This is a genomic window from Burkholderia sp. AU30198, from assembly GCF_020419825.1.
Classification (GTDB): Bacteria; Pseudomonadota; Gammaproteobacteria; order Burkholderiales; family Burkholderiaceae; genus Burkholderia.
On record NZ_JAIZSA010000023.1, the window covers coordinates 1 to 12,019 of the forward strand.

Annotated in this window: 11 protein-coding genes; 1 reads left to right on the plus strand and 10 read right to left on the minus strand. The window is 65.5% G+C overall.

From position 1 onward, the window contains the following. Positions 1-359: 359 nt before the first annotated feature. The 9 genes from LGN19_RS34255 to hpnI form a co-directional block, all read right to left on the minus strand. Positions 360-1,403 (minus strand): GlxA family transcriptional regulator, encoded by a 1,044-nt coding sequence (locus tag LGN19_RS34255; protein WP_226219691.1) that lies wholly within the window; start codon positions 1,401-1,403, stop codon positions 360-362. 22 nt (positions 1,404-1,425) lie between these two features. Further along, positions 1,426-2,226, minus strand: coding sequence for an ABC transporter ATP-binding protein (locus tag LGN19_RS34260; protein WP_122944882.1), 801 nt, complete (start codon positions 2,224-2,226; stop codon positions 1,426-1,428). Positions 2,227-2,246: 20 nt separating this feature from the next. Continuing rightward, a complete protein-coding gene (locus LGN19_RS34265; RefSeq protein WP_011351456.1) occupies positions 2,247-2,960 on the minus strand; it encodes an ABC transporter permease in 714 nt (237 codons plus the stop codon). Then, positions 2,957-3,646, minus strand: a complete 690-nt coding sequence (locus LGN19_RS34270) for an ABC transporter permease (protein WP_174918700.1) — start codon at positions 3,644-3,646, stop codon at positions 2,957-2,959. The genes LGN19_RS34265 and LGN19_RS34270 overlap by 4 nt, the downstream gene beginning before the upstream one ends. Before the next feature lie 276 nt (positions 3,647-3,922). Then, positions 3,923-4,480: a hypothetical protein gene (locus LGN19_RS34275; RefSeq protein WP_174960280.1), complete on the minus strand. Its 558-nt coding sequence runs from the start codon at positions 4,478-4,480 to the stop codon at positions 3,923-3,925. An 87-nt stretch (positions 4,481-4,567) separates the two neighbouring features. Then, positions 4,568-5,611 carry a lysylphosphatidylglycerol synthase domain-containing protein gene (locus LGN19_RS34280; RefSeq protein ID WP_122944880.1) on the minus strand — a complete coding sequence of 348 codons (1,044 nt, stop codon included), beginning with the start codon at positions 5,609-5,611 and terminating at the stop codon, positions 4,568-4,570. Further along, positions 5,608-6,492 carry a hopanoid biosynthesis-associated protein HpnK gene (gene hpnK, locus LGN19_RS34285; RefSeq protein ID WP_226219692.1) on the minus strand — a complete coding sequence of 295 codons (885 nt, stop codon included), beginning with the start codon at positions 6,490-6,492 and terminating at the stop codon, positions 5,608-5,610. The genes LGN19_RS34280 and hpnK overlap by 4 nt, the downstream gene beginning before the upstream one ends. Before the next feature lie 3 nt (positions 6,493-6,495). Then, the gene (gene hpnJ / locus LGN19_RS34290; RefSeq protein ID WP_122944878.1) at positions 6,496-7,917 is read right to left on the minus strand and encodes a hopanoid biosynthesis associated radical SAM protein HpnJ; all 1,422 of its coding nucleotides are present in this window, start codon (positions 7,915-7,917) and stop codon (positions 6,496-6,498) included. A 160-nt stretch (positions 7,918-8,077) separates the two neighbouring features. Further along, a complete protein-coding gene (gene hpnI, locus LGN19_RS34295) occupies positions 8,078-9,253 on the minus strand; it encodes a bacteriohopanetetrol glucosamine biosynthesis glycosyltransferase HpnI (RefSeq protein WP_175221265.1) in 1,176 nt (391 codons plus the stop codon). A gap of 639 nt (positions 9,254-9,892) precedes the next feature. On the opposite strand from hpnI, the gene LGN19_RS34300 reads away from it, so the two are divergent. Further along, on the plus strand, positions 9,893-10,891 hold the full coding sequence (locus tag LGN19_RS34300; RefSeq protein WP_226219693.1) for an LLM class flavin-dependent oxidoreductase: 999 nt from the start codon (positions 9,893-9,895) through the stop codon (positions 10,889-10,891). 36 nt (positions 10,892-10,927) lie between these two features. Here the strand turns inward: LGN19_RS34300 and LGN19_RS34305 are convergent, their stop codons facing one another. Continuing rightward, the gene (locus LGN19_RS34305) at positions 10,928-11,989 is read right to left on the minus strand and encodes an alpha/beta fold hydrolase (protein WP_122944875.1); all 1,062 of its coding nucleotides are present in this window, start codon (positions 11,987-11,989) and stop codon (positions 10,928-10,930) included. Between the last annotated feature and the right edge of the window lie 30 nt (positions 11,990-12,019).

Genomic DNA, 12,019 nt, shown 5'->3' on the forward strand with positions numbered 1-12,019 from the left:
GGGGGCGTGCTGCTCACGATTGGAAGGCAGCCATGAACCAATTCGCCATCCTCTACGAGGATCGGTTCGTTCGACCATCCGTGTGAATCTCAACCCGTCTTGAACACGGAAATTCTGACACCCCCGAACTATTGCTCGAACCACTCCGTCCTCCTGACTGGCGCGGACACTTAGGCGCGATCCACTCTGACGACCATGGCACCGGGAAGTCATGCGTTCTCCGAGCGCCTTTCTTTTGGTTACTTTTCTTTGGCAAGACAAAGAAAAGTAACCGCCGCCCCGCGCAGGGGCGACGCTAATAGACCGACAAGATCACAGGTGCTTCACGAAAAACAAAAGCGAACCACCAAAAAACAGAATCAATCCTTCGCACCGCGCTCGACAAGAGCGCCCCCACGAGGCTCCCCGCCGCCGCCTGTCTGCTTCTCGAGCCAGGCTCTCCGATCCTCCCGAGGCGTAACCCCAAACCTTTCGCGGTACGCGTTAGAAAAATGCGCAGCAGAAGAAAACCCACATGCGAGACTGACCTGCACAACCGACTTGCTGGTCCGCTGCAACTGAGTCCGGGCCTTGAGCAACCGAAGATTGAGGTAATACTTGGAGGGCATCGCCCCGAGATACTGCCGAAAGAGGCGCTCCAGTTGCCGGCGTGAAACGCCAACCAGCTCGGCGATCTCATCGGTAGTCAGCGGATCCTCGACATTGGCTTCCATCAACAGCAAAGCATCGTTTAACTGAGGATGTCGCTCACCGGGCGCGGTAACAAAAGGAATCCGTTGGCGTTCCTCGCCACTGCGCAAAGTCCCGGTGCCGAGCGCATCGGCGATCCGCTCCGCGAGGTCAGGCCCATGTTCCCGGCCAATCATGGCCAGCATGAAGTCAACGGTAGCCTGGCCACCCGCACAGGTGGCCCGATCGCGATCGATCTCGAAAATCTGCTGCGTGACGATCGACCGCTCGAACTGTTCGGCGAACTGCTGATACGTCTCCCAGTTCACGCTGACGCGATACCCGGAAAGCTGCCCGGCCATCGCGAGCCACCACACGCCGTGGTGAATGCCCGTGACGACCGGCGTGCGCTGCCCCACCCTCGCGAGACTCGCAAGAAACAACCGATAGTCGGCAAACTGCTGAAACCGCTCCGACACGACGATGACCCAGTCGCACGCGATCGCATCGTTGAACGCCGCATCGGCATGCCACTGCGCACCGCCGGCGAGCGGCACCGGCCGCCCGTCCCACGAACACACCTGCCACCGGTACAGCAGCCGCCCGTCGATCTCGTTCGCGAGGTTCAGCGCATCGACGATCGGACCCACGCCCGACATCGACACGGGCGGCAATGCAACGATCGCCACCTGCGTCGTGCGGGTGGCGCCTGCGGGACGAGACACCGGTACCACTTATGAAACCTGCCCTGTCGCGTTACTTGAGACTGCCCGACAGGAACTGCTTGAGCCGCTCGCTCTGCGGGCGTACCAGCACTTCCTTCGGATCGCCCTCTTCCTCGGTCCGCCCCTGATGCAGGAACATCACGTGGTTCGACACGTTACGCGCAAAGCCCATCTCGTGCGTGACGACGATCATCGTGCGGCCTTCCTCGGCCAGCTTCTGCATCACCTTCAGCACTTCGCCCACCAGCTCCGGGTCGAGCGCCGAGGTCGGCTCGTCGAACAGCATCACGTCCGGATGCATCGCCAGCGCACGCGCAATCGCCACGCGCTGCTGCTGGCCGCCCGACAGGTGCGACGGATACTGCTTCTCGACGCGCGGCGGCAAGCCGACCTTCTCCAGGTACTCGCGCGCCCGCTCCTCGGCTTCCTTCTTCGGAATGCCGAGCACGTGCACGGGGGCTTCCATCACGTTCTCGAGCACGTTCATGTGCGCCCAGAGGTTGAAGTGCTGGAACACCATCGAGAGCTTCGTGCGGATGCGCTGCAGCTGCTTGTGATCAGCGACTTCGAGCGCGCCGGCGCGGTTGGCCTTCGTGCGCACGGCCTCGCCGTCGACGACGATCTGCCCCGCATTGGGCCGCTCGAGAAAATTGATGCAGCGCAGGAACGTGCTCTTGCCCGAGCCGCTCGCGCCGATGATGCTGATGACGTCACCGGCCTTCGCGTTCAGCGATACGCCCTTGAGCACTTCGTTGTCGCCGTAGCGCTTGTGAATGTCGACCGCGGCAAGCTTGGTGGAAGCGGCAGCGCTCGTTTGAGTGATCTCGGCCAACTGGCTCTCCTCGAAGTGATTCAATGACGGGCGGCTGCGAGATACGCAAGCCAGTGGCGCTCCGCGCGGCGAAACGCCGCGACGAGTGCGAACGATACCGCAAGATAGATCAGCGCGGCGATTCCGAACGACTGGAACGCCATGTAGGTCGCGGAATTCGCATCGCGCGCGACCTTCAAAATGTCCGGCACGGTCGCCGTGAACGCGACGGTCGTCGCGTGCAGCATCAGGATCACCTCGTTGCTGTACAGCGGCAGCGCGCGGCGCAGCGCCGACGGCAGGATCACGCGGCGGTACATCGTGAACGGCGACATCCCGTATGCGCGCGCCGCCTCGACCTCGCCGTGCGGAATCGCGCGGATCGCCCCCGCGAAGATCTCGGTCGTGTACGCGCAGGTGTTCAGCGCGAACGCGAGAATCGCGCAGTTGAAGCCGCTGCGGAAGAACGCGTCGAGCAGCGAGTGCGAACGCACGAACTCGAGGCTGTACATGCCCGTGTACAGCAGCAGCAACTGCACGTAGAGCGGCGTGCCACGGAACACGTACGTGTAGAACCGCACCGGCGTCGACACCCACTTGTTCTTCGACACGCGCGCCACCGCGAGCGGCACCGCGCACACGAAGCCGAGCGAAATCGACGCGACGAGCAGCCACAGCGTCACCGCGAGGCCGGAGAGGCGCTGGCCGTCCCAGTAAAGGAACGCCTGGCCGAATTCCTGGAGAATTTCGATCATAGATCTGCGTGCCGCACGCCCATGGAATAACGCTTCTCGAGCTGGATCAGCACGAGGTTGGAAACGGTCGTGATCGCGAGATAGATCAGCGCCGCGACGAGGATGAAGAAGAACATGTTGAACGTGCTCTTGCCGGCGTCCTGCGCGGCCTTCACGACGTCCGCGAGGCCGATGATCGATACCAGCGCGGTGGCCTTCACGAGCACCTGCCAGTTGTTCCCGATCCCGGGCAACGCAAAGCGCATCATCTGCGGAAACATGATCCGGACGAACACGCGCATCCCGCTCATCCCGTAAGCCGCACCGGCTTCGAGCTGGCCGCGCGGCACCGACAGGAACGCACCGCGGAACGTCTCGGTGAAGTACGCGCCATAGATGAAGCCGAGCGTCAGCACGCCGGCCACGAACGGGTCGATGTCGATCTGGTCCCAGCCGACGAAGTCGGTGAACTGGTTCAGCCAGATCTGGATGCTGTAGAACAGCAGCAGCATCAGGACAAGATCGGGCACCGAGCGGATCAGCGTCGTATAACCGGTCGCGATCGCTCGCAGCACCCGGTTGTGCGACAGCTTCGCCACCGCGCCGATCAGCCCCAGCGCCACCGCAGTGGCGAGCGACAGCACCGACAGCTCGATGGTCTGCACGGTGCCGGCCCAGAGGACAGGACCAAAGCCGTAAAGGAACACGCGCGTCTCCAGAGTTGGAATGGATGCCGACGCGTATGCCTGTCCCGCGCCGGGCTGACGCGGATAGTCGCAAGCGAAATTGATTGCCTCAAATCACCTTGCACGTGATTGCTGCGTCGCAGCAATCCGTTCCACCATTTACAACCGAGGCCTATGCCTCTGTTTCAAAAGGAAAAAAGCCGCTCCCTGACAACCGGATAACGGGCAGGGAAGCGGACTTTTTGCAATTTTCCGGTCGCTTTTTCGATATAGCGCCGAAGACGGCTGCGGCTGCGCTTAATGCCCCTTCAGGATGTCGGAGCGTGAAGTCGTATAGACAAGCCCGTCCGGGCCGAAATGGACGTTGAAGAACGCGTCGGTGTTGACGCCGTCCTCGAGCCAGCGCCAGCTCCAGACTATCTCGGGCTTGAGCGGATACTGCGCGATGTCGCCGGGCTTGCCGAGCAGGCGCCGCACCTCGTCCTCGTTCATCCCCGGGCGCACCTTCGCGAAATTCTCGGCGGTCAGCACCTGCGTTGCGCCCGTGTAGCGGCCGTTCGCGTCGAGATCGACAAACCACGTCTGGTTGCCCATCGGGCCGCGCGGGTATTCGAGGCGCTTCGAGCCGTCGGTGAAGTCGCGCTCGGTCTCGGGCTTGCCCATCGTGCCGCGCACGTCGGCCTCGGTCGATTCGCCGACCTTCAGCCCCTTCAGCAGCAGCGGCGCGGGCTTGATCGCGTTGAAGAAGTCCCTGATACGTTGCACGTCGAGGTTGCCTTGCTTGTCGTCGCAGCCGGTCAGCGCCAGCGCGGCGGCCAGCATCGTCACGGGAAGCAGCCGGAAACGGAAATTCATCGGAAGAAATATGCGTCGAGAAAACACGCGGCAAGGATACCCGCGCGACGCCAAAAGCGCGAGACGGGCCCGCAGCCCGTCTCGTGTTCAATGCATCGTTTCGGTTTCAGTCTCGGCCACGCGGCTCGTCGCGTGCGGCGCGCGCGGCACGGCCGGCGGCACACCGAGGCGGCGCCGCGTGCGCACGAGTTCGGCAAGCTGCCACGAACCGAGCGCCAGGCAGCCGAACAGCACCTCGCGGCCGCGCTTGACCAGCGCGAGCGACAGCGCCGTCTCGCGATCGACGCCGAACATCTGCGCGAGCAGCACGACGGTCGCCTCCTGCACGCCGAGGCCGCCCGGCACCATGAACGCCGCATGGCGCACGGCCTGCGTCATCGCCTCGATCGCGATCGCGCCACCGATCGACACCGGATGGCCGAGCAGCGCGAGCGCCCAGTAGATCTCGAGCGCGCCGAGCGTGTAGCCGGCCAGCTGCCAGAAGAATGCGCTGAACAACAGGCCCGTGCGCGACATCAGCCCGTCGATGTCGGCATCGAGCCGCTTGCCGTCGACGCCCTGCAGCAGCCGGTGCGAATCGCCGAGCAGGCGGCCCGCGAAACGCTCGATCGCATGGAAAATCCCGCCGCGGCGCATCAGTACGACGCCGAGCACCGGCAGCGGCAATGTGAGCAACAGCGCGAGGCCGATCGTGCCGCCGCCCATGTTGTCCGTCGTCGCGAGCAGCAGCACGAGGCCGAGCGCGGCGAACGCATACTGGACGACGATCGTCACGAGCACCTCGACGATCACCGACGCCGTCACGCGGCTCGCGTCCGACACCTGCCAGCGCGCGAGCCGGATGCCGACCAGCTCGCCGCCGATCCCGACCACCGGCAACAGCCGGTTCACCGCTTCGCGCACGGTCGCGATCCACCACAGGAACGGTAGCGACGAGCGCTTGTCGAGCAGCAGGTGCCACGCGTAGGCATCGAGCAGCAGCGGCAGCGCATGGAACGGCACGAGCCACAGCAGCGCATAACCGGCGCGCGCGAGCATCTGCGACACGTCGCCGATGCCTTCATGCAGCCCCAGCGCCAGCAGGATGCCGATACCGAGCGGCCAGCCGAGCCATTTGATCCACTTGGTCATGACGGCTGCGCTCCCGGTGCGCGCGACGCCGGCGCGCCGCGCCGTGCCGCGGGCTGGCCGAACACGTCGGCAAAGCCGCCGGTCGCGACGCCTGCCGCCTTCAATGCGGCCGCGACGCGCGGCGACAGCAACCCATCGAGTTCATCCACCGGACGGTAGCCGGCCATCGTCGGCGTGATCGGGCCGTCGCCGGCTTCGGCCGGATGGCAATAGATCTCGCCGACGCCCGGCGGCAGCTTGGCCAGCGCGTCGAGCAGCACGGCCTCGTCCATCGCGCCCGTATGCTCGATCCCGACCACGTAGTCGTTGTGCGCGAGCCCCGCGCGGTCGAGCCGCGCGCGCACGAGCGCGATCCACGGCTTGAGCAGCGCGGGCGCGCTCGTCTCGTACGGCAGCCGCACCGCACGCAGCCCGTAGTCGCGGCCGATCTCGATGATCAGCGACAGCACGGTCGGATGCAGGTGGAAATGTTTGTGCGCGTTCACGTGGTCGAGCGGCAGGCCGCTCGCCGCGAACGCGTCGAACTGCGCGCGAATCTCGCGGCGCAGCTGCGCCCGCACGTGCGGCAGGAAGAAGAAGCGACAGCCGTCCTTCGCCATCGCATCGCCGAACCGCCCGTCGGGGCCGACGAGCGCGGGAATCTCATGCGCGGGCAGCGTGGCCGGCCCGTCCGCAAGAACGAGATGCAGGCCGACCGCGAGCGACGGCAGCCGCCGCGCGCGCTCGATCGCATCCTGCGCGGCGGGCGCGCCGACCATCAGGCTGGCGGCGTTCAGCACGCCGTCGCGGTGCGCGCGCTCGACCGCTGCGTTGACGCGCGGGTGCAGCCCGAAGTCGTCCGCGGTGAAGATCAGCGCCCGCGCCGCCCGCTGCGTCGTCACGAATCAGGCCTCGTGCGCGCGCAGGAAGCGGAAGAACTCGACACCTTCGCGCAGGCGGCGCTTCATCATGTCCCAGCTCGTCAGCATCTCGCGGACGATTTCCCAGATCTTCGACGGGCGGAAGTAGAACTGGCGATAGAACTGCTCGAGATGGTGATAGATCTCGTCGCGCGACAGGTGCGCATAGCCGATCGCCGCGAGCTGCACGCCTTCCTTGCTCACCAGGTTGATGGTCTTGTTCTCTTCCATCCAGCCGTTCTCGACGGCCTGCTTGTAGAGCGTCGTGCCCGGATACGGCGCGGCGAGCGACACCTGGATCGTATGCGGATTGATTTCCTTCGCGTACTCGATCGTCTTCTTGATGGTTTCCTGCGTCTCGCCCGGCAGGCCGAGGATGAAGGTGCCGTGGATCTTGATGCCGAGCTTCTTGCAGTCCGCGCTGAAGCGGCGCGCGAAATCGGTGCGCACGCCCTTCTTGATGTTCACGAGGATCTGGTCGTCGCCGGATTCGAAGCCGACCAGCAGCAGGCGCAGGCCGTTTTCCTTCAGGACCTTGAGCGTCTTGTACGGCACGTTCGCCTTCGCGTTGCACGACCACGTCATGCCGAGCTTGCCCAGGCCGATGGCGATGGCTTCAGCGCGCGGCAGGTCGTCGGTGAAGGTGTCGTCGTCGAACATCAGCTCCTTCACTTCCGGCATGTTGTCGCGGATCCACTTCGCTTCAGCGATCACGTTCTCGACCGAGCGCGTGCGGTAGCGATGGCCACTGACCGTCTGCGGCCACAGGCAGAACGTGCAGCGCGACTTGCAGCCGCGGCCCGTGTAGATCGATACGTACGGATAGTTGAGGTAGCCGATGAAGTAGTTGTCGATCTTCAGGTCGCGCTTGTAGACGGGCGCGACGAACGGCAGTTCGTCCATGTTCTCGAGGATCGGACGCGCTTCGTTGTGCTCGATCGAGCCGTCCTTCGCGCGCCACGACAGGCCCTTGATCTCGGCCAGCGGCTTGCCCTCGGCAATTTCCTTGCAGGTGAAGTCGAATTCCTCACGGCACACGAAGTCGATTGCCTCGCTCGCCGTCAGCGAGTTGTGCGGATCGACCATCACCTTCGCGCCCACCATGCCGACCAGCAGCGACGGCTTCATCTTCTTCAGATCCTGCGCGAACATCGCGTCGGTCGGGAACGACGGCGTGCTCGTGTGGATGATCACGAGGTCGTAGTCGTTCGCGATCTTCAGCGTTTCCTCGACCGACAGGCCGTCGGCCGGCGCATCGACGACGCGGCTGCCCGGCACGAGCGCGGCCGGCTGCGCGAGCCACGTCGGATACCAGAAGGAACGGATTTCGCGCTTCGCCTGATAGCGCGAGCCGGCTCCGCCGTCGAAGCCGTCATACGAAGGGGCCTGCAAGAACAGCGTTTTCATGAGTGCTCCGGTAGCCTGCATAGTTCGATTCGTCACAACGATTCAGTCAAAAAAAAACCGCGGGCCGCCCTACCGGCGCCCGCCTCTCTGTCATGTCGCGCCGCGCGGCCCCGCCGCGCAACGCGTCTCGGCCCATGGGCCGGGTTCGATCGGAACGGCCCTAGCGGCCGTCCACACCTTCCACGGCCGCCGTCGCGCGTTCGCCGCCGACGACCGTCATCCTCGCGCCGCGCCACACGACGTGCGTGCCGAACACGGCCGCGAGCCACTCGAGCGCGAGCAGCGTATCGCGCACCGCGACGAGCGGCAGGTCGCGCCAGAATGCGCGCCAGCCATCCTCGCCGCGCGCGTGCAGCACGAGCCGCCCGAACGCGCCCACCACGACCGCCGCGCCTGCCAGCGAACCGGCGAAGGTTCCGTCAAGGCGCAGCGCGAGCGCCGCGCCGATCGCGAGCCACGGCACGGTGAACGTAATGAACAGGAACGCAAAGCCGGCCGGGTTCAGCGAACGGATCGTGCGCAGCCAGCGCGTCTCGCGATGCCACAGCGGCCCGAACGACGGCTCGATCACGTCGGTCGCGACCTCGACCTCCGACAGCACGGTGCGCCGCCCGAGTCGGCGCGGCAGCTCGGCCAGCCAGAAATCGTCAGCCAGCTCGTCCTTCAGCGCGGGAAAGCCGCCGATCCGGTCGAGCGTGTCGCGCGTCAGCGCCAGCGTCGCGCCGAAACCGAAGCGGCTCGAACGGCCAAGATGCGTGATCCGGACCGACGGCGCGAACCATGCGTCGACGAACTGCGCACCGATTCGCGTCCAGAACCCGCCGACGCTGCGCGCATGATACAGGCACGTGACGACACCGACCGACACATCGGCGAGCGGCGCCGTCACGCGCTCCAGATAGTCGGGCTTCACCGCGATGTCGCTGTCCGCGATCACGATGCGGCCGTACTTCGCGCGTTCGGCGAGGTTGATCAGGTTGCTGACCTTCAGGTTCTTGCCGTGCACGCGCGCGTCGACCACGAGCGTGATGTCGCACTCGGGATAATCGGCGCGCAGCCGTTCGACCACGGCGATGGCCGGATCGACCGCCGACGCGACGCCGAACAGCACTTCATAACGCGGATGGCGCTGCTCGCAGAACGTCGCGAGGTTTTCGTACAGGTGCGGCTCCGCGCCGCACAGCGGCTTGAGCACGCTGACCGGCTCGAAGCCGTCGCGCACGGCCGTGTGCGGCGTACGCGGCCGCGGCGCGAACGCAGCGACGAGCGCATAACCGGCCGCGGCCAGCGTAAACACGATCAGGAGCCAGTCGAGCATCGTTGCGGTTGCCGTCATGCGCGACGCCTCCCGGCGACCTGAACGCCATGGAGAACGCGTGAGCGTGATTGAACGTGATTCGGTATTCCGACAACGGCGAACGCGGGCACGACCCGACTCCTTGTTCCAGCAGCGTCTGTATATGAGGGAGGCTCGACCCATCCTTCAGGTCTGGCCATGCCCGGCTTCGCGTGGTGCATCTCCGCACGACGCCCGGCCGGGATGCGGGAAGACTCGTATGGCTACCTTCGACACAACATGGGCAGGCGCCGGATTTTAGCAGCCTGCGGCACCCCGCGCTCGGCACTACGAGAAACGGACTGGTGCAATTCCGGCAAAGCTGTGCAGACGACGAACCATTTCGACGCACCCGCGTTCACATTAGCGTAAGCGGTTTGCAAGCGGATTGCAGTCTTGAAAATCAAACGTTTCGTGCAAATTTGTACGTCGATGCGGATTCACATCCAATCGCCGTAAAGATTGGTAATTAATCAGCAATTAGATTGATTTTTGCAACGATCACTGAATTCGACCCTGCATCCCTGAAAGGCGCATGGGTATCGGACCGCCCCAAGCACGTTCCGGAACCCTTTGGCAAAATCCTTGGCATTTGTTGCGTAAGCGCATCACCCTGCTCCCCCGTTCGAAGGCCAACCGATGACTCCGTTTTCCGTACTCGATCTCGCCCCCATTCCGGCCGGCGCCGATGCCTCCCAGGCTTTCCGCAACACCGTCGATCTCGCGCAGCATGCGGAGCGCTGGGGTTACCGGCGCTACTGGCTCGCCGAGCATCACAACATGCCGGGCATCGCGAGCGCGGCGACCGCCGTCGTCATCGGCCATGTCGCGGGCGCCACGCGGACGATCCGGGTCGGGTCGGGCGGCATCATGCTGCCGAACCACGCGCCGCTCGTGATCGCCGAGCAGTTCGGTACGCTCGCGTCGCTGTATCCGGGGCGCATCGATCTCGGCCTCGGCCGCGCGCCCGGCACCGACCAGACCACGTCGCGCGCACTGCGCCGCGACCTGATCGGCAGCGCCGACTCGTTTCCGGACGACGTCGCCGAGCTGCAGCGCTACTTCGCGGAACCGGTGCCCGGCCAGCGCGTGCGCGCGGTGCCCGGTGCAGGGCTCGACGTGCCCGTGTGGCTGCTCGGCTCGAGCCTGTTCAGCGCCCAGCTCGCCGCGATGCTCGGGCTGCCGTTCGCGTTCGCCTCGCACTTCGCGCCGGATTACCTGATGCGCGCACTCGAGATCTATCGTGCGCAGTACCGGCCGTCGGCCGCATGGCCGAAGCCGCACGCGATGGTCGGCGTCAACGTGTTCGTCGCCGATACCGACGACGAGGCGCGGCGCCTGTTCACGTCGCTGCAGCAGCAGTTCATCAACCTGCGGCGCGGCACGCCGGGCAAGCTGCCGCCGCCCGTCGACGTGCTCGAGGCGAACGAGCTCGAACTCGCGACCGTCGCGCATTCGCTGTCGTTCGCGGCGGTCGGCTCGCGCGACACGGTACGCGACAAGCTGCGCGACCGAATCGCGCAGACGGGGGCCGACGAGCTGATCGTCACCGCGCAGATCTACGATCACGCGGCACGGCTGCGCTCGTTTGAATTGACCGCGCAGATCCGCGACGAGCTCGCGAGCGAAACGCGCTGACGGCGCGCGCCCGGGCCGCCTGCGGGCGGCCCCGCATCACTGCGGGTGCACGGCCTCCAGCCCGTCGAGCAGCGCCTTGTGGAACGCGTCCGGGTCCTGGATCTGCGGTGCGTGCCCGAGCGCCGGGAACTCGACGAGCTGCGCGCCCGGGATCGCGGCCTGCGTGCGTTTCGCGAGTTCCGGATAGTGGCCGAGCTTCGCATGCACGTCGGGCGGCGCGACGTCCTTGCCGATCGCGGTCGTGTCCTTGTCACCGATCATCAACAGCGTCGGCACGCGGATCGCGCCGAGCTCATAGACCACCGGCTGCGTGAGGATCATGTCGTAGATCAGCGCGGAGTTCCATGCAACCGCGTCGCGACCGGCGCCACGGTACATCCCTGCCAGCATCTGCACCCAACGCTCGTACGACGGCGACCACTTGCCCGCGTAGTACGTGCCCTGCTCGTAGCGGCGGATCCCATCGGCCGTGGTCTTCTGCTCGCGCGCATACCAGTAGTCGACCGACAGCGGCGGCACGCCAAGCGCCTTCCAGTCCTCGAGACCGATCGGGTTCACGAGCACGAGCTGGTCGGTCGCCTTCGGATACATCAGCGCGTAGCGCATTGCGAGCATCCCGCCCGTCGAGTGACCGACGATCGTCGCCGACTTCACGCCCAACGATTCGAGCAGCGCGTGCGTGTTGCGCGCCAGCTGCTGGAAGCTGTACTGATAGCGATCGGGCTTCGACGACTTGCAGAAGCCGATCTGGTCCGGCGCGATCACGCGGAAGCCCGCGCGGCTCAGCACGCCGATCGTGTCCTCCCAGGTCGCCGCGCAGAAGTTCTTCCCGTGCAGCAGCACGACGATGCGGCCGTTCGGATGCGCCGGCTCCACGTCGAGGTAGGCCATCTCCAGGGTTTCGCGCTGCGACACGAACGTGTACAGATGCACGGGCGCCGGATAAGTGAACCCTTCCAGGCGCGGGCCGTACACGGGCCCATCGTTGCCAGTGGGCGATACGGCCACCGCCGCAGCAGGCATGGCGCACGCGGCGGCGACACCAGCACCGAGCGCGGCGGCGCGCACGGCAAACAACATCTTGCGAATCGAAAGCATGGCGATCACGGTGATTGGAGACGCACGCGG